This window comes from Thioalkalivibrio versutus (assembly GCF_001999325.1).
GTDB classification, from domain to species: Bacteria; Pseudomonadota; Gammaproteobacteria; order Ectothiorhodospirales; family Ectothiorhodospiraceae; genus Thioalkalivibrio; species Thioalkalivibrio versutus.
On record NZ_MVAR01000043.1, the window covers coordinates 1 to 17,842 of the forward strand.

The 17,842-nt window shown below is 67.9% G+C and carries 17 protein-coding genes; 9 read left to right on the plus strand and 8 right to left on the minus strand.

Annotation, left to right across the window (positions count from 1 at the left end; genetic code table 11):
• Positions 1-96: 96 nt before the first annotated feature.
• The 8 genes from B0684_RS13055 to B0684_RS13090 are packed head-to-tail and all read right to left on the minus strand — an operon-like array spanning position 97 to position 8,559.
• On the minus strand, positions 97-930 hold the full coding sequence (locus B0684_RS13055; RefSeq protein ID WP_018649720.1) for a symmetrical bis(5'-nucleosyl)-tetraphosphatase: 834 nt from the start codon (positions 928-930) through the stop codon (positions 97-99).
• Positions 931-938: 8 nt separating this feature from the next.
• Positions 939-1,337, minus strand: coding sequence for a Co2+/Mg2+ efflux protein ApaG (apaG, locus tag B0684_RS13060; protein ID WP_018144096.1), 399 nt, complete (start codon positions 1,335-1,337; stop codon positions 939-941).
• Between the two features lie 58 nt (positions 1,338-1,395).
• The gene (locus B0684_RS13065) at positions 1,396-2,373 is read right to left on the minus strand and encodes a glucokinase (RefSeq protein ID WP_018649721.1); all 978 of its coding nucleotides are present in this window, start codon (positions 2,371-2,373) and stop codon (positions 1,396-1,398) included.
• Between the two features lie 34 nt (positions 2,374-2,407).
• Positions 2,408-3,211, minus strand: a complete 804-nt coding sequence (rsmA, locus tag B0684_RS13070; protein ID WP_018649722.1) for a 16S rRNA (adenine(1518)-N(6)/adenine(1519)-N(6))-dimethyltransferase RsmA — start codon at positions 3,209-3,211, stop codon at positions 2,408-2,410.
• Entirely contained in the window at positions 3,208-4,266 is a 1,059-nt protein-coding gene (gene pdxA / locus B0684_RS13075; RefSeq protein ID WP_018649723.1) for a 4-hydroxythreonine-4-phosphate dehydrogenase PdxA, read from the minus strand. The genes rsmA and pdxA overlap by 4 nt, the downstream gene beginning before the upstream one ends.
• Positions 4,232-5,674, minus strand: coding sequence for a peptidylprolyl isomerase (locus B0684_RS13080; RefSeq protein WP_018649724.1), 1,443 nt, complete (start codon positions 5,672-5,674; stop codon positions 4,232-4,234). Before B0684_RS13080 ends, pdxA begins: the two co-directional genes overlap by 35 nt.
• Positions 5,658-7,910 (minus strand): LPS-assembly protein LptD, encoded by a 2,253-nt coding sequence (locus tag B0684_RS13085; protein ID WP_018649725.1) that lies wholly within the window; start codon positions 7,908-7,910, stop codon positions 5,658-5,660. Before B0684_RS13085 ends, B0684_RS13080 begins: the two co-directional genes overlap by 17 nt.
• Positions 7,911-7,917: 7 nt before the next feature.
• Entirely contained in the window at positions 7,918-8,559 is a 642-nt protein-coding gene (locus B0684_RS13090) for an adenylate kinase (protein WP_018144090.1), read from the minus strand.
• Between the two features lie 239 nt (positions 8,560-8,798).
• Between B0684_RS13090 and ppa the strand changes: the two genes are divergently transcribed.
• The 9 genes from ppa (at position 8,799) to lipB (ending at position 17,635) form a co-directional block, all read left to right on the plus strand.
• Positions 8,799-9,335, plus strand: a complete 537-nt coding sequence (ppa, locus tag B0684_RS13095) for an inorganic diphosphatase (protein ID WP_018144089.1) — start codon at positions 8,799-8,801, stop codon at positions 9,333-9,335.
• A gap of 113 nt (positions 9,336-9,448) precedes the next feature.
• Positions 9,449-11,326, plus strand: coding sequence for a penicillin-binding protein 2 (gene mrdA, locus B0684_RS13100; protein WP_018168121.1), 1,878 nt, complete (start codon positions 9,449-9,451; stop codon positions 11,324-11,326).
• Complete coding sequence (rodA, locus tag B0684_RS13105) at positions 11,323-12,441, plus strand: rod shape-determining protein RodA (protein ID WP_018168122.1); 1,119 nt, start codon at positions 11,323-11,325, stop codon at positions 12,439-12,441. Before mrdA ends, rodA begins: the two co-directional genes overlap by 4 nt.
• A complete protein-coding gene (mltB, locus tag B0684_RS13110; protein ID WP_018176126.1) occupies positions 12,438-13,469 on the plus strand; it encodes a lytic murein transglycosylase B in 1,032 nt (343 codons plus the stop codon). Before rodA ends, mltB begins: the two co-directional genes overlap by 4 nt.
• Positions 13,426-14,439: a septal ring lytic transglycosylase RlpA family protein gene (locus B0684_RS13115; RefSeq protein ID WP_081623048.1), complete on the plus strand. Its 1,014-nt coding sequence runs from the start codon at positions 13,426-13,428 to the stop codon at positions 14,437-14,439. The genes mltB and B0684_RS13115 overlap by 44 nt, the downstream gene beginning before the upstream one ends.
• Before the next feature lie 85 nt (positions 14,440-14,524).
• Positions 14,525-15,772, plus strand: a complete 1,248-nt coding sequence (locus B0684_RS13120; RefSeq protein WP_018168125.1) for a D-alanyl-D-alanine carboxypeptidase family protein — start codon at positions 14,525-14,527, stop codon at positions 15,770-15,772.
• 14 nt (positions 15,773-15,786) lie between these two features.
• Positions 15,787-16,674, plus strand: coding sequence for a D-amino acid aminotransferase (locus tag B0684_RS13125; protein WP_018168126.1), 888 nt, complete (start codon positions 15,787-15,789; stop codon positions 16,672-16,674).
• A complete protein-coding gene (locus B0684_RS13130; RefSeq protein ID WP_018144082.1) occupies positions 16,671-16,934 on the plus strand; it encodes a YbeD family protein in 264 nt (87 codons plus the stop codon). The genes B0684_RS13125 and B0684_RS13130 overlap by 4 nt, the downstream gene beginning before the upstream one ends.
• Positions 16,931-17,635 carry a lipoyl(octanoyl) transferase LipB gene (gene lipB / locus B0684_RS13135; RefSeq protein WP_018176124.1) on the plus strand — a complete coding sequence of 235 codons (705 nt, stop codon included), beginning with the start codon at positions 16,931-16,933 and terminating at the stop codon, positions 17,633-17,635. Before B0684_RS13130 ends, lipB begins: the two co-directional genes overlap by 4 nt.
• The last annotated feature ends 207 nt before the right edge of the window (positions 17,636-17,842 follow it).

Here is a 17,842-nt window from a genome sequence, read left to right on the forward strand (position 1 = left end):
TAAACACCGAGCGATGAACCATGGCCAGCCACAACATGGCATATGCGGCCGGATGGTAGGCGGGTGCCTGGAAGGTGCTGCGCGGTAGCGGCCGGGTCAGGCGGGGCAGGGCGTTTGCCAGGTCGTCACGCGGGTGGGATCGCCGTCGGTGTTGTCGAGGCGGGCGAGGGTCATGCGGTTGCCCCAGACGCAGCCGCTGTCCAGGGCCAGCCAGTCCGGCCCGACGCGATGTCCGAGGGCGGCCCAGTGGCCGAACACAATCGGGTGGCCGGCGGCCGCGCGGCCGGGTACCTGGAACCAGGGGGTGAGGCCGGATGGGGCCTCTTCCGGCGGGCCGTTGCCGGCGAATTCCAGCGCACCGTCGGCGGTGATGTAGCGCATGCGGGTGAAGGCGTTGATGGTGTAGCGGGAGCGGTCGTAGCCGTCGAGATCGGGGCTCCACAGCGTCGGTTCATCGCCGTACATGACCTCGAACAGCGCCTGACGGCGGGCGGGGTCGCGTAGATCGGCCTCCACGCGCCGTGCCTCGGTCTGCGCTGTGTCCGGGTCCCAGGCCGGCGGGAGGCCCGCATGCACCAGGGTCCAGCCGCTGGATGCGTCGGAATGCAATAGCGGGCGCCGCGCCAGCCAGTCCAGCAGGTCGGCGGCATCCGGGGCGTCCAGCACCGGGCGCAGGGTGTCCTTGCCGCCGGGGGGGCGCACGCCTTCCGCGGTGGCCAGCAGGTGCAGGTCGTGGTTGCCCAGTACCGCGGTCGCGGCATCCCCCAGCGCCCGGACCCGGCGCAGGCAGCCGAGCGAGTCCGGGCCACGGTTGACCAGGTCGCCGACCAGCCATAGATGGTCGGCCGCCGGGTCGAAGCGCACCTGCTCCAGCAGGCGTTCCAGCGGGTCCAGGCAGCCCTGGAGGTCGCCGACGACGTACAGTGCCATCGGGCCGCCTAGTGCAGCGTGCGCGGGACGGATAGCGTGAACGGCGGGATCGGCGCGTCGAAGGTGTTGCCGCGTTCGTCGCGCATGCCGTAGCTACCTTCCATGGTGCCTACCGGGGTCTCGATCACTGTGCCACTGGTGTACTCGAAACTGTCACCGGGCTCGATGCTGGGCTGTTCCCCGATCACGCCCTCGCCGCGTACCTCCTGCGTCTGGTCGCGGCCATCGCGGATGATCCAGTGGCGGTTGAGCAGTTGCACGGTCAGCGCCCCCGCGTTGCGGATCACCACGTGATAGGCGAAGACATAGCGGTCGTCATCGGGTTCCGACTGGTCTTCCACATAGGCAGTGGAGACCTCGATCTCGATGGTGTGGGCTTCGGTGTCGTGCTCTTGGGGCTGGTTCATGCGGTTGCGGCTCCAGATTCGTGAGCGGGAAACGCCCGTGCGCGGGGCAGGCCCGGCATCAGGGTTTCACGGACCGGCTGGCGTAAACGGCAGCGCCGAGCAGGCCCGGTTCGGGGTGCATGATAAGGGCCACGGGCAATTGCTCAAGCAAGTGGGTCATCGGTGGGCGATTACGGAAGGTGCTACGAAAGCGTGGTCCGCGGAATGCCTCGAGCCAGCGCGGGGCGATGCCACCGGCCAGGAAGACCCCCCCGGTGGGGAGTGCGGTCAGGGCCATGTCCGCCAGTTGCCCGGCGTAGATGCCGACGAAGCGATCGATGACGGCTTGAGCCGCGGGGTGCCCGGCGAGCGCCAGTTCGCCAATCGCCGCGGCGGGTTCGGCGGTCTCCAGGGCCTGTGCCAATTCGGGGTCAGGCTGGCGGTCAAGCTCGAAATGCCCGATGCGGGCGATTCCGCGACCGCTGAGCAGATGCTCGCGTGTGCAGTATCCCAGTTCGCGGGCTACGAAATCGCCCAGTGCGGCCTCCTCCGCCCCGCTGGGCGAGAAGCGCGCGTGGCCGCCCTCGCCGGGAAAGATGGTGGCGGCGCCGGGCGGGCCCACCAGACAGGTGCCGAGCCCGGTACCGGCGCCCGCGACCAGACGCAGGCCGGCGGGATCGTGCGCTCCTTCCTGCAGGGTTTCATAGTCCTGTGGCTGCAGGGCGTCGAGGCTCGCGCCGATGGCGGCAAAGTCATTCAACAGGGTGACGGGCAGCCCCAGGTGATCCGCGAGCGTGGTGGTGTCCAGCGCTGGCCAGGGCAGGTTCGTGACGCGCGCCCGGCCGTGATGCACGGGGCCGGCCACCGCCAGACCCGCCGCAGCAAAGGTATCCACTGTCGCAACCTCGGTGCGCCAGCGTTCGAGAATGCTGGCCAGGTCGGGGTGTTCGCGGCTGCGGTAGCGCTCGCCCTCGTGCAAAGACCACCCGTCCCCATCGCGGTGGGCGCGGGCAACGCGGGTATTGGTCCCGCCAACATCAGCAACGATCAGGTCCATGGGCCCATGGTAGCGGATCGCGGCCGCCGGCTGTTCAGGGGGTGGCGGGATGGAGGCGTCGAGCCAGGGCCTCGAAGCCGGTGATGTCGATGTTCTCCGGGCGCTCGCCCGGATCCAGGCCGGCGGCCTCGAGGTCGGCGATCTCGGCCAGGCCGGAGAGACCGCGGCGCAGGGTCTTGCGGCGGCTGGAGAATGCCTGGTTGACCACCCGCGCGAAGGTTGGGTAAAGCGTCGGCGCGACGCGCGGTTCGGCCAGGGGCGTGATGCGCACGACGCTGGAGTAGACCTTGGGTGGGGGGTGGAAGGCCCCGGGGGGCACGGTGAACAGGGCGGTCGCCTCGGCGCGGGCGGCCAGCATCACCGTCAGGCGCCCGTAGCGCTTGCTGCCGGGGGCGGCGGTCATGCGCTCCACGACCTCGCGTTGCAGCAGGAAGTGCATGTCGCGGATCGCGCCGACCTGATCCAGCAGGTGGAACATCAACGGGGTGGAGATGTTGTAGGGCAGGTTGCCGACCACACGCCAGCCCCGCTCGGGCAACGCACCGAGCTCGGATAGCTGCATATGCAGGGCGTCGCCCACGTGCAGATCCAGGCGTTCTGGGGGGAAGCCGGCGCGCAGGCCGGCCGCCAGGTCGCGGTCGATCTCCACCGCGACCAGATGCTCCAGGCGCTCCAGCAGGGCGGCCGTCAGGGCGCCACGGCCAGGACCGATCTCCAGCACGGCATCGCCGGGTTGCGGGGCGATCGCCGCGACGATGCGCGCGAGGATGCCGGCATCGTGGAGGAAGTTCTGGCCGAAACGCTTGCGGATCGGCGACGAGGTCTTGATTCGGGTCATGCCCTGGGGGTGCTCCGGCGTGCGGCGGCTCGCGCCGCGAGGGTTTCGGCCAGGCGTTCGGCGGCCTGGAAGCTGCCGACCTCGGCGCGCCCGGTGCCGGCCAGATCCAGTGCCGTGCCGTGGTCCACCGAGGTGCGGATGAAGGGCAGGCCCAGGGTGACATTGATGGCGCTGCCGAAGCCGGCATGCTTGAGCACCGGCAGTCCTTGATCGTGGTACATGGCGAGCACGGCGTCGACGCCGTGCAGGGCGCGCGGGGTGAATGCGGTGTCGGCCGGTAGTGGCCCGCGCAGACGCATGCCGGCTTCCCGCAGGCGGTCCAGGGTGGGGGTGATGATCTCGATCTCCTCGCGTCCGAGGACACCATCCTCGCCGGCATGCGGGTTCAGCCCGCAGACGGCGATCACCGGATCGGCGATACCGAAGTCGCGCTGCAGGTCGTGATGCAGGACGCGGGTCACGGCCTCCAGGCGGTCTGCGGTGATGGCGTCGGGGACTGCGCGCAGTGGCAGGTGGGTGGTGACCAGCGCGACCCGCAGGCCCTCGGTGGCCAGCAGCATCACCGGCATCGGCGCGCCTGCACGCTCGGCCAGCCACTCGGTGTGACCACTGAAGGCGATCCCGGCGCGGTTGATTACGCCCTTGTGCACCGGACCGGTGACCATCGCCTCGAAGGTGCCGTCGAGGCAGCCGGCGGCGGCCGTGGCCAGCAACGCCAGCACGTGCTCGGCGTTGGCCGGGTCCAGGGTGCCGGCGACCACCGGGGTTGCCACCGGTACGGGCAGGATCTCCAGGGTGTGGGCCGGGGTGATCGCGCGCGGGCGTTCCGGGTCGAAGTGAATCAGGCGCAGGGGCTCGCCGAGTTCGCGGGCACGCGCCTCGAGGACGTCCGGGTCGGCGATGGCGACGCGCTGCGCGTGGCCATGCTGCCGGGCCATGGCGATCAGGAGATCGGGCCCGATGCCGGCGGGGTCGCCGGCGGTCAGGGCCAGGCGCGGGACCGCGTGGGCCCCGCGCGGATCAGGAGCCGAAGCCGTCGACCCGGTATTCGACATAGGCCTCGTCCCGCAGGCGGCGCAGCCACAATTCGAGTTCTTCCTCGCGCTTGCGGTTTTGCAGGATCTCGCGGGCACGGGCCCGGATCTGTTCGCGCGAGGTGTCGACCTCGCGGCGTTCCAGGACCTCGATGACGTGCCAGCCGAACTGGCTCTCCACCGGTTCGCTGACGACGCCCGGTTCCAGGGCGTCCATGGCCTCCTCGAAGCCGGGCACCAGTTCGCCCGGGCTGACCCAGCCGAGGGCGCCGCCCTGGGCGGCCGAGCCGGGGTCGTCCGAGTTGGCGCGTGCCAGGTCCTCGAAGCTCGCGCCTTCGCGGATGCGGTTGTATAGCGACTGCGCCTGGCGGCGGGCGTCCTCGTCGCTGCGCACCTGGTCCGGGCTGATCAGGATATGGCGCACGCGGGTCTGCTGCACGCGGGTCTGGTCGCCGCCCTCGCGGTCCAGCAGTTTCATGATGTGGAAGCCGCCGGGCGAGCGCAGGACCTCGCTGATCTCGCCTGTGCGCATCAGCACCGCTTCGCGGGCGAACATGCCGGGGATTTCGCCGGCCGAGCGCCAGCCGAGGTCGCCGCCTTCCAGGGCCTGAGGGCCTTGGGACTCGCTGATCGCGACGGTGGCGAAGTCCCCGCCCTCGCGCACGCGCTGGCGCAGCGCTTCGGCCTTCTCGCGTGCCTCGGCGATCTGGCTGGCATCCGCGCCCTGGGGCAGGGGGACCATGATCTGCGCGATGCGATAGCGCACGCCGCGGTCGATCGCGCCGCTCTCGGAGGCGATCAGGTCGGCGATCTCCGGGTCGGAGACGCGGATGCGCTGATCGACCTGGCGGCGCTGCAGCTGGTTCACGGTCAGTTCGTGGCGGATCTGTTCGCGAAAGGCGTTGAAGTCCACCCCGTCCTGCATCAGGGCCCGGCGCAGTTGCGGCAGGGTCATGCGGTTCTCGCGGGCGATGTTTTCCATCGCGCGGTTCAGGGTCATCTCGTCGATATTGATGCCGACGCGCTCGGCTTCCTGCAGCTGCACGCGCTCGACGATCAGGCGCTCCATGACCTGCCGCGCCAGGGTGTCCTGATCCGGCGGGCGGGTGCCGCGCTCGACCATCTGCTGGGCGATCAGGTTCATGCGTTCCACCAGCTCGCGCTGGGTGATCACGTCGTCACCCACCACGGCCAGGATGCGGTCGGTGAAGCGGTCGCCCTCCGGGGTGATGGGGGCGGCCGGGGCCCCGCTGTCGCGGGCGGCCCCGGGGGTGACCGGGGCCTCGACCGCGCCCTGCGAGAGGTCGCCGGCCGCGGGCGCGGTCGTCTGGGCCATCGCCGGCAGGCCGAGGCCGTAGACCAGGGCGGCCAGCAGCGGCAGCAGGGCGCGGGCCTTGCCGCGGCGGCGTTGTTCAGGGACGTGCGTCATATCCGGCAATACCCTCGCGCAATAGCGAATCCACGCCGGAATCGAACCGTGCCAGGCCGTCCAGCGTGAGTTGGAAGTAGATCGAGTTGTCGTAGGTCTCGTCGAAGGAGTACGCGCGGCGTGCGACCACGCGGATACCATAGCAGCAACTACGATACTGAAGCCCGGCCAGAAGTTCGAGATCGCGTTCCTCCTGCAGGCTGTAGTTCCAGCGCCCGATGGCGTCGATGCGCTCGGTGACCGGCCACATCACGGAGACATCGGTCTGGTCGATGGAGCGGGCGCCGGCCTCGCGCTGGCGGTAGCCCACGTTGATCCGGGCGCGTTCGCGCGGGCTGTAGCCGACCGAGACCGCCGCCAGGGTGGTCTCGCCGGCATCCTGGTTGTAGAGGATGGATCCGCGGCCGTCCCAGGCATCGCCGATGCGGACCCGGCCTTCCAGCGCGAGATCGGAGCGTGACTCGGATAGTGGGTCATCTCCCGGGCGCCGGCGGACCTCGCGGTCTTCCAGATAGTGGATCTGGCCGACTGACAGGCTCAGGCGTTCGCGGCCGGTCTGCTCGTCGAAGATGCGGGTGGTCAGGGCGGTGGTGACCTGGTGGGTGTCGCCCACCCGGTCGGCGCCGACGAAGCGGTCCAGGCTGAACAGGTTGTCGAAGCTGAAGTCGGCCTCGCCGGTATCGAAGATCGGGATGTCATTCTGGTCGCGGTAGGGCACGTAGCCGTAGAAGATGCGCGGTTCCAGGGTCTGCAGCCGTCGCCCGTCCGCGATTGGGCGCTCGAAGATCAGTCCGGTGTCGATGGAGGCCCGCGGCACGGTGCGGCTGATCGATTCCGGACGGTCGTCCTGGCCGCGGCGGTCCAGCTCGTAGCGGGTGTGACGGATGCCGACGGCGGGTTCGAAGAAGAAGCCGCCGGTGTCATGGCGCCAGCGCACCTCGGGGTTCAGGTCGAGCCGGGTGCCCAGCGGGCGCCCGGACTGATCTTCACTGCGCTCGAAACGCACCAGTTCGGTGTCGAGGTCCCAGGACAGGCCGTGGCCCAGGTACTCCCCCGCCTCCAGGGTGATCTGCGGCAGGCGCTGGTAGGGCTCGCCGGTGGCGCTCAGTTCGGGGTCGACGATCTGGTAGTCCTCGATGCGCGTGCGCAGGCGGTAGGCCGGCTGGTTCCAGGTCAGGTCGGCGGAGCGCCGCAGATAGGGGGTGGAACCGGCGTAGCGGTCCGAGTTGCCGAAATCGAAGAAGTATTCGCGGTCGGAGACATCCGCGGCATCGAGGCGCAGGTTCAGATTGGAAGTGATCCGGGTCTGATGGCGCCACTGGGCGAAGTGGCGGTCTTCGCCGGTCTCGCGGTCATCCGGCAGGTAGCGGACGTCAAGCACACCATGGTGCCGGGGCTGCAGATAGCGGAACTCGGTGCCCAGCATTACCCCGCGGTCGGCCATGATGCGCGGGGTAAAGGTCGCGTCGTAGTTGGGCGCGATGTTCCAGTACCAGGGCGTCGCGAGATCGAACCCGGTGCGCCCGCCGGTACCCGCACTGGGCAGCAGGAAGCCACTCTTGCGGCGATCATCCAGCGGGAAGTTGATGTACGGGGTGTAGGCGATGGGCACACCCTTGAAACGGATCGTCGCGTTGCGGGCCACGCCGACGCCGCTTTCGCGGTCCAGCTCCAGGTCGCCGGTGCGCAGCCACCAGGAGTCGTTGCCCACCGGGCAGGTGGTGTATTCGGCGTCCTCGAAGTCGTGGCGGTGCGGGGCATGCTGAACGCCGCGTTCGGCGCTACCGCGGGCCGGGATGGACTGCACCAGGAAATCGATTCGGCGGAACTCGCCGGTCTCCGCGTCCAGGCGATATTCGCCGCCTTCGGTGTGCAGCAGCAGGTCGCCGTCGAACAGCCGGGTGTCGCCCTCGGTGCGCGCAGTGCCGGTGGCGCGGTCGTATTCGAGGAAGTCGGTATCCAGGCGTCGCCCAGCCTCGAACAGGTGCACGTCGCCCGTGGCCGAGATGCGTTCGCCATCGCGGCGGACGTGATCGGCGTCAATCTCAGTCAGGCCGCCCTCGAGGGTACGCAGCTCGGGCCATTCGATCTCCGGGGCAAACGCGCATCCCGACGGGCGGTCGTCGGCGGGAACGGTTGCGGGGATCAGGCCGGCGGCCGCCAAGCCCAGGCTCACCGCGACCTGCCGCGCGATCGGGTGACGGCGAGGCGCGGAGCTGGCGGGCCGGCGGCTCATCCCGAATTCAGGACAGCAGCTGGCGGATCTCGTCGAAGATCAGCTCGATGTCGCGGGTGCCGTTGATGTGCTTGAGCAGGCCATGACCGTCGTAGTACTCGATCAGCGGCTGGGTCTGCTCCTCGTAGACCTTGAGGCGGTTGACCACGGTCTCTTCGTTGTCGTCCGCGCGGTGGACCAGGTCACCGCCGCACAGGTCGCACACGCCTTCCTTTTGTGGCGGGAAGGTATGGGTGTTGAACACTGCGCCACAGTCGCCGCAGGAGACACGCCCGGTCAGGCGCTGCTTGAGTTCCTCGAACGGGACGTCGATCTGGATCGCGCGGTCGAGCGGCGACTCGATGTCGGCCAGCATGGTATCCAGGGCCTCGGCCTGGGCGACGTTGCGCGGGAAGCCGTCGAGGATGAACCCCTTCTGCGCATCGGGTTCCTGCAGGCGATCGCGGATCAGCCCCAGCACCAGGTCGTCGGGGACCAGTTGGCCGGCATCCATCGCGCTCTTGGCCTGCTTGCCGAGTTCTGTCTCGGCGGCGACGGCGGCACGCAGCAGGTCGCCGGTGGAGATCTGGGGGATGCCGAAGGTGGCGACCATCTTCTTGGCCTGGGTGCCCTTGCCGGAACCGGGGGCGCCCATCAGGACGATACGCATAGCTGACTCCTGCCGGGTGCCGCGCCGAACCGCAGGACTAGCCGGGAACGGGGGCGGCACGGTGAATGGCGGTGGCGAAACGGGGCTGGTCACTGAAGACGCAAACCGTTTCCCGAGCGCGGTCTTATACCGCCTGAAGGTGCTTGCCCGCAACCGTTGGGGCCGCTGGCCGGGTGCCCTTGAGGTGCGTGTCCCCTGTATAATGCCCGGCTAGCCAAACCAACTTTTGGGAAGCAAGCATGGACATGAACCAGATCGAAGCCGGCAAGGATCTCCCCAATGACGTCAACGTCGTGATCGAGATCCCCGCCCACGGGCAGCCCGTCAAATACGAGATCGACAAGGACAGCGGGGCCCTGATGGTTGATCGCTTCATGACGGTCGCGATGTTCTATCCGTGCAACTACGGGTTTGTTCCGCATACCCTGTCGGAAGACGGCGATCCGGTGGATGTGCTGGTGGTCACCCCGGTGCCGCTGATGCCGGGTTCGGTGGTGCGTTCGCGTCCGATCGGCGTGTTGCAGATGACCGACGAGGCGGGTGTGGACGCCAAGATCCTGGCCGTGCCGGTGACCAAACTGCATCCGCAGTACGAAAAGTATCAGGGGCCGGAGGACGTGGGTCAGGAACTGCTGGACTCGATCAAGCATTTCTTCGAGCACTACAAGGAGCTGGAGAAGGGCAAGTGGGTCAAGGTCGAGGGCTGGGCGGACGCCGAGGCGGCCAAGGCGGAGATTGTTGCCAGCTACAAGCGTTTCCAGAAGAGCAAGATCTGACGTCGCCACCCGCTGCATGCAGCGAGAGGCCAGCGCCGGGCCGCCCCCCTGGGGCGGTCCGGTCTTTGCGTGGGCGGTGGTCAGCGGGGATCACGGCCCCGTGACCCCCTGAAATGGCGGAACGCGACGCCTACGGCGAGGAACAGCAGGACCGCGAACGCTTTGCCGTGCGCATCCTGCTGGCGCTGGTGATCCTGGGGGTCATTCTGCTGGCACTGGGCTGGCGGCTTTCGGGCCTGCAGGTCGGTGCGCACACGCACTTCACCACGCTCTCGGAGAACAACCGCCTGCGGGTGGAACCGATTGCCCCCACTCGAGGGGTGATCCGCGACCGCAATGGCGTGCTTCTGGCGGGCAATCGCGCCTCCTATCAGCTGGAGGTCACGGTCGAGCAGGCCGGCGATCTCGATTCCCTGCTCGCTCGCCTGCGCGGTTACGTGGAGCTAAGCGAGGCGGACGTCGAGCGGTTCCAGCGCGGGGTGCGTCAGCGGCGGCCGTTCCAGCCGGTGTTGCTGAAGGCCGGCCTGGACGACGAGACGGTGGCGCGGATTGCGGTTTCGCGCCACGAGCTGCCCGGGGTGGAGATCGAGGCGCGGCCGCTGCGGTTCTATCCGCTGGGGTCCAAGTTCTCGCATGCGGTCGGCTATGTCGGGCGCATCAATCAGCAGGACCTGCAGCGGGTCGACGGGCGTGCCTATGCCGGCACTTCGCATATCGGCAAGAGCGGCGTCGAGCGCTACTACGAGGATCTGCTGCACGGGCGGCCGGGCTATCGCCAGGTGGAGGTGAACGCCCAGGGGCGCGTGATCCGCGAACTCTCGGTGACCCCGCCGCAACCGGGCACGGACCTGACCCTGACCCTGGACGTCAACCTGCAGCAGGCGGCCTATCGGGCGTTGGCCGGGCGGGACGGGGCCATCGTGGCCGTGGATCCGAATAATGGCGAGGTGCTTGCGCTGGTCAGCGCCCCCGGTTTTGATCCCGAGTCGTTCGTCCACGGGATCTCGCAGGCCGACTTTGCCGCGGTGCGTGACGACTATCGCCGGCCTCTGTTCAACCGCGCCCTGAGTGGCCAGTACCCGCCGGGTTCGACGATCAAGCCGCTGGTGGGTCTGGCGGCCCTGGACGAAGAGGTGACCACCGCCGAGCGCGAGATGTTCGCCCGCGGGTATTTCCAGCTCCCGGGGCATGAGCGGCGCTATCGCGACTGGCGTCGCGAGGGGCATGGTCGCGTGGACATGTCGCGCGCCATCGCGGTGTCGTCGGACGTCTATTTCTACGACCTGGCCCACACCATGGGGATCGACCGCATGGTCCCGATTCTGGGGGCCTTCGGGATCGGGCAGCGGACCGGGATCGATTCCACCGGGGAGCGCCCGGGCATCCTGCCCAGCCGCAACTGGAAGCGGGCCACGCATGACCAGGTGTGGTTTCCCGGCGAGACCCTGATCACCGCGATCGGTCAGGGCTACATGCTGTCGACCCCCCTGCAGATGGCCGACTTCACTGCGGCCCTTGCGGCCCGTGGCGAGCGCTATCAGCCGCACTTGCTGCGCGCCATGGACAACGGAGTGGGCGAACCCGAATATCGCTTACCCCTGCTGCGGGATCCGGTAACGGTCGACGAGAAACACTGGGACGCCATCCATGGCTCGCTGGTGGAGGCCGTGAACGCGCGTCATGGCACCGCCTGGGGTAGCGTCGGCAGTACCCGGCCGGAGTACACCATCGCCGGCAAGACCGGTACCTCGCAGGTGTTCAGCCTGGGCGAGGACGAGGAATACGACGAGGAGGAACTGGCACGGCGCCTGTGGGACCATGCCCTGTTCGTCGGATATGCCCCGGCCGAGGATCCGCGCATCGCGGTGGCGGTGCTGGTGGAGCACGGCGGTTCCGGTGGCCGGGTGGCGGCGCCGGTGGCCCGCGAGGTGATGGATGCCTATCTGCTGGAGGGGGCGGGCATGACGATCGATGTCCCGGAGGACGAATGATCAGCGTGACCGGCCGCGAGATGTCCGTTAGTCAGTGGGCGCTGCGCAGCCTGCGCCTGGACAGCGTGCTGCTGGTGCTGCTGTCCATCCTGCTGCTGCTGGGGCTGGCGATACTGTTCAGCGCCACCGGCGAGAGCGTGGTCGCCCTGGAGCGACAGGTCATGCGGATCGGCCTGGGGGTGGTCGCCATGCTGCTGGTCGCCCAGGTGTCCATGCATGCCCTGCGCGCGATCTCGCCATGGCTCTTTGTAGCCGGTGTCCTGCTGTTGCTGGCGGTGATGTGGGTCGGGGATGTTGGCAAGGGCGCGCAGCGCTGGCTGGATCTCGGCTTCATGCGCTTCCAGCCTTCGGAGATCATGAAGCTCGCGGTGCCGATGATGGTGGCCTGGTACCTGTCCCAGCGGGATGGTCGTCCGCGCTTCCGAGACCTGGTGGTGACCGCGGCGCTGATCCTGGCGCCGGTCTATCTGATCATGCAGCAACCGGACCTGGGCACCTCGATGCTGGTCGGAGCCGCCGGGTTCCTGGTGATCTTCCTTGCGGGGCTGGGCTGGCGCTGGTTCGTTGGGCTTGGGGTCACGGCGGCCGCCGCCATCCCGATCCTGTGGTCGCAGATGCTGGATTATCAGCGCCAGCGGGTGCTGACGCTGTTCAACCCGGAGTCCGATCCTCTGGGCGCCGGTTATCACATCATCCAGTCGAAGATCGCCATCGGGTCCGGCGGGCTGTATGGCAAGGGCTGGCTGAACGGGACCCAGTCGCAACTGGAGTTTCTGCCCGAGCGTTCCACCGACTTCATTTTTGCGGTCTACGCCGAGGAATTCGGCTTTATCGGTGTCGCGCTGTTGCTGCTGCTGTATTTTGCGATTGTTGCGCGCGGGCTCTGGATCGCCGCGCTGGCACAGGATCGCTACGCCCGGTTGCTGGGCGGGAGTATCAGCCTGACCTTTGCGGTCTACATGGTGGTCAATATCGGCATGGTGACCGGCCTGTTGCCGGTGGTCGGCGTGCCGCTGCCCCTCGTCAGTTACGGGGGTACTTCGCTGGTGACCCTTATGGTCGCCTTCGGTATTCTCATGAGCATAGCCTCCCAGAAACGCCTGGTGAATCGATGAGCCTGAACTTGCGCCCCGTGTGGGCCCGCATTGTCCGCCCGACCCTGTTATGGACGGGGCTGGTCCTGTCCCTGGCGGCCGTGTCCCTCCCGGTCGCGGCCGAAAGCGAATTCCGTGCCGGCGATCCGCCGTATCTCGAGCGCGACGAGGTGCAGGCGTTCATCGACGAACAGGTGGAGGCCGGCCGCGACCGCGAGGCGCTGGAGGCGATGTTTGCCGCCGCCGACCCCCAGCAGCGCATCCTCGACCTGATCTCCAGCCCGGCCGAGGCGCGGCCGTGGAAGGACTATCGTCCGATCTTCATCACCGACGAGCGCATCGAGCGCGGTCGCGACTTCATGGAAGAACACGGCCGCTGGCTCAAGCGCGCCGAGGATCGCTTTAGTGTGGAGCCGAAGATCATCGCCTCCATTATCGGGGTCGAGACCTACTATGGCCGCAACACTGGCGGCTTCCGCGTGTTCGATGCCCTGGTGACCCTGGGCTTCGACTACCCGCCGCGGTCGGATTTCTTCCGCCGCGAGCTGGGTGAATTCCTGACCCTGGTGGACGAGGAAGGCCTGGATCCGCGCGAGACGCGCGGATCCTACGCCGGGGCCATGGGGCGCGGTCAGTTCATCTCGTCCAGCTACCGCCACTACGCGGTGGACTTCGACGGCTCCGGTCAGCGTGACCTGTTGAACTCCTGGCCGGACGCGATCGGCTCGGTGGCCAACTACTTTCGCGAGCACCACTGGAACCATGGCGAGCCGGTGGTGGCGAAGGCGCGGGTCGAGGGGGATGCCCACGAGGCCCTGAGCAGTCGCAACTATCAGGCCCGCTTCGGTCTCGACGAACTGGCCGAGCACGGCATTTATCCCGACGAGGCCGTGGACGAGGATGGCGAGTATTCCTTCATTCGTCTCGAGGGTGATGACGGTTACGAGTACTACCTTGGATATCCGAACTTCTACGTGATTACCCGCTATAACCGGAGCCCGCTGTATGCGATGGCCGTGCACCAACTTGCCGAGGCACTGGCCGACTAGTCCGGCCTCCGGGCCTGCGCCCGGGGCGCTCCTGCTGGGGTTTGTGTTGCTGGCGCTGGCTGGCTGTTCCGGTACCCCGGAGCGCGACCCGCGCCCGCTGGGTGACGCCGCCTATGACAGTTACCCCGATGCGGCCGACGTGCCGCAGGACCTGGCCCTGATCCCGGAACCGGAGCCGCGCAACGAGCCGCCCAGCCGCTATGGCAACCCGTCGGAATACGAGGTGTTCGGGCAGCGTTATCGCACCCTGCGGACCAGTGACGGCTTCGAGGAAGAGGGCATTGCCTCCTGGTACGGCACAAAATTCCACGGCCGGCGTACGTCCAGCGGCGAGCCCTATGACATGTATGCGATGACGGCGGCACACAAGTCTCTGCCGCTGCCAAGCTATGTCGAAGTCACCAACCTGGAGAACAACAAGCAGGTGGTGGTGCGGGTGAATGATCGCGGGCCATTTGTGGATGGGCGCATCATCGACCTTTCCTACGCTGCGGCCCATCGCATCGACATGACCGATGCCGGTGTGGCTCGGGTGCGTGTGCGCTCGGTGGGGCCGGGTGATACCGAGTCCGACGACCGAGTTGCGGCCGCGCCGGCCGCGGGGTCCGTCGTCGACGTGGCTGCCGTGACCTCGCCGGAACGGGGGGGCGAGCGAGCCCCCGAACCGGTACCGGAGACAGCAGACTCCGGGGTGCCCGCCGCCGGGTCCAGCGGCGAGGGCGCCGGGGGCGGGCGTTTTGTCCAGGTCGGGGCGTTTTCCGAGCGCCAGTCCGCCGAACGGGTGCGCGAAGATCTGCGCGCCCTGGGTTTCGACCCGGTTCGTATCTCCACCCTGGGGCGGGACAGCGGTGCGGAACTCCATCGCGTGCGGATTGGCCCGCTGGAGGATGGCGATGCGGTCCGTGCGATCACGGATCGCCTGCAGGGTGCGGCGCACGTTGATTACCGCGTGGTCGAGAACGCCCAGTAAAGGCTCTGCCGCTGTTGTTTTTCCGGCCCGTCCCGGGCCCCACTCTGCTATCGTAGACCGGTCCTTAAGGAGGTCCTTCCCTGTCATGACTCTGTCCGTCCGCATTCCCTTTTTGCCGTTTCTGGTGGCCTGCCTGCTCGCGATGCTGGTGCTTGCTCCGGTGCACGCGCAGGAACAGCAACTGCCCGTGGCCGGGGATGGGGCGATCACCCCCAGCGGGATCCCGCGCCCGCCATCGGATGTGACGGCGGGGAGTTATGCGCTGATGGACTTCGACTCCGGTCTGATGCTGGCCAGTCGCGAGCCGCAAGTGGAGCGCGAACCGGCCAGCCTGACCAAGGTGATGACTGCCTACGTGGTGTTCGGCGAGATCACCGAGGGCCGCATGGCGCTGGACGATATGGTCACGGTGAGCGAGCGTGCCTGGCGCACCGGGATGACCGGGGCATCGCGGATGTTCATCGAGGTCGGCGAGGAGGTCGCGGTCGAGGATCTGTTGCGTGGCATGATTGTCCAGTCCGGGAACGACGCCTCTACCGCTCTGGCCGAGCATGTGGCCGGCTCCGAAGGGGCCTTTGTCGACATGATGAACTCCCAGGCTCGTGAGCTGGGGATGCGCCAGTCCTATTTTGCCAACCCGCATGGCCTGCCTTCCGAGGAGTCGCAGTACACCACTGCGCAGGACATGGTGCTGCTGGCGCGGGCGCTCATTCGCGATTTCCCGGATCTCTATGGCTACTACAGCGAGCGGTCCTTCGAGTACAACGACATCTCCCAGAGCAACCGCAATATGCTCCTGTGGCGCGATTCCGGCTTTGATGGGCTGAAGACCGGCTGGACCTCGAGCGCCGGGTACAACCTGGTGTCGTCGGCCAAGCGCAATGATCGTCGCCTGGTGGCCGCGGTGATGGGCATCGAGGCGGCCGACCATCAGCAGGGCGGGACCCGCCGTGCGAACGAATCCCAGGCGCTGGTGAACTGGGGTATGCGTTTCACCGCGACCCGCAAGTTGTTCGAAGGGGCGCACGAACTGGGAACGCCACGGGTCTACCGCGGGGCGGATACCGAGGTCGCCGTGGGGCTGGCCGAGGACTTCTGGGTGATGGTTCCGCCGGGGCGTGAGGACGACCTGGACGCCTCGATGGAGGTGCACCAGCCGTTGGAGGCACCGCTGGCGGCGGGTGACCCGGTCGGTGAGGTGGTCGTGCGCCTGGATGGCGAAGTGATCCGTACCCAGCCACTGGTTGCGTTGCACACGGTGGAGCAAGGTGGCCTCGTGCGCCGCCTGTGGGATGGGGCAGCGCTGGGTATCCAGGCGGCCTGGCCGTTCTGACACGCAGGCCGCGCGTGAGTATTGCCTACTTCAACGGGGACTATCTGCCGCTGGACCAGGTGCGGATCTCGCCGCTGGACCGCGGTTTCCTGTTCGGGGATTCGGTCTACGAAGTGATTCCCAGCTACGCGGGCGAATTCTTCATGCTCCCCGCGCATCTCGAGCGCCTGGATCGGTCCCTCGCGGCCATTCGCATCTCCAACCCCTTTGATGCGGGGCAGTGGACTGCGCTTCTGGAAGATCTGCTGGCGCGCAATGCCGATCCCGCTACCCCGGATCTGGGGGTGTACCTGCAGGTGACCCGCGGCGTGGCCCCGCGCGATCATGCCTTCCCGCTGGATGCCCGGCCGACGGTCCTCGCGATGGTGAGCCCGATCCGTCCTCTGCCGGAGACGGTGCGCACGGAGGGTGTGGCGGCCGTGACCGCCGAGGATCGCCGCTGGGGCCACTGCGACATCAAGGCGACCACGCTGCTGGCCAATGTCCTGAACCGCCAGGCCGCGGTCGAGCAGGGTGCGGTCGAGGCGATCCTGCTGCGTGATGGACAGCTCACCGAGGGTGCGGCCAGCAACGTCCTCGTGGTCCTCGACGGCCGTCTGGTGACGCCGCCACTTGCGCCTTCGGTGCTGCCCGGGGTGACGCGGTCACGGGTTCTCGATCTGGCGCGCGAGTTGGGCTATCCGGTGGAGGAGTGCGCGGTAAGCGAGCCGGAGCTGGCACGGGCCGAGGAGATCTGGCTGACCAGTTCGACCCGCGAGATCCTCCCGGTCACGCGCCTCAATGACCGGGTCGTGGGTGCGGGACATCCTGGTCCGGTCTGGAAGGCCCTCCATGCGGCCTATCAGGCTGCCAAGCCGGGTGCGCCCGTGAGTGAGCCAATGCAGTCCGGAGGTGCCGCATGAGTGACCGCGAGACCCTGATCGAATTTCCCTGCCGGTTCCCGGTGAAGGTGATGGGGGATGCCCATCCAGAGTTGATGGAGGCCGTAGAGGGTTGCGTGGCCGAACACCTGGATGCCGATGACGCGGTGATCGAGCAACGGGCCTCGCGCGCCGGCCGTTACGTCGGCATCACCATCACCTTTACCGCGACGAGCCAGGCACAACTGGACGCCTTCTACCGCTCCCTTGGCCGCTGCGACCGGGTGCGCATGATCCTGTGACACCGGCCCCGGTCGAGGTGCGCGAGCTGGGGCTGCAGCCCTACGTTCCGGTATGGCAGGCGATGCAGTTGCATGGGCGCGAACGCGCGGTCGATGCCCCTGATGCCCTGTGGTGCGTGCAGCACCCCCCGGTCTTCACCCAGGGGCGCAATGGCCGTCCGGAACACCTGCTGGATCCCGGGGCCGTGCCGGTGGTGGCGATCGACCGCGGTGGTCAGGTCACCTACCACGGGCCCGGGCAACTGGTGATCTACACGCTGCTCGATTTGAAGCGGCTCGGGATCGGCGTGCGGCGTCTGGTGGAGTGTCTGGAACAGGCCATCATCGAGACGCTCTCCCAATGGGGTATCGAGGCCGAACGTCGGGCTAACGCGCCCGGGGTCTATGTCGGGCAGGCGAAGATTGCGGCCCTCGGCTTGCGCGTGCGCCACGCCCGCAGCATCCATGGCCTTGCCCTGAACGTGGCGCCGGTGCTGGCGCCGTTTGCGCGTATTAACCCCTGTGGTTATGCGGGCCTGCCGACGACCTCCATGCAGGTCCAGCTTGGTGGTCCGGTCGCAATCGATCGCGTTCGCGACGCGCTCCTGGCGAATCTCGCCATCCAGCTGTACGAGGGGGCGGATGTCGCGCTTCGGCATGAGGCGGCGTTGCCCGCCGAACTGGTGCGCGTGCAGGCACTGGGCCGCAGCCCGGCGCCGTAACACGTCGCCTGGTCTTCCCAAGGGTGGGTTGTGGCTGGTCCCAGTTCATCCTCCGGTGTTTACGTGTCTTCGTCGGGCCGCCTGCCACGCGCTCTCTCGCGAGCGCACCGCGAGGTACTTCTTTGCTCGTGCAAAGAAGTACCCAAGAAACACGCCCGACTGCCGCGACCCCGGCCCGCTGCGCGGGCCGGGGTTTCCCTCGCTCCG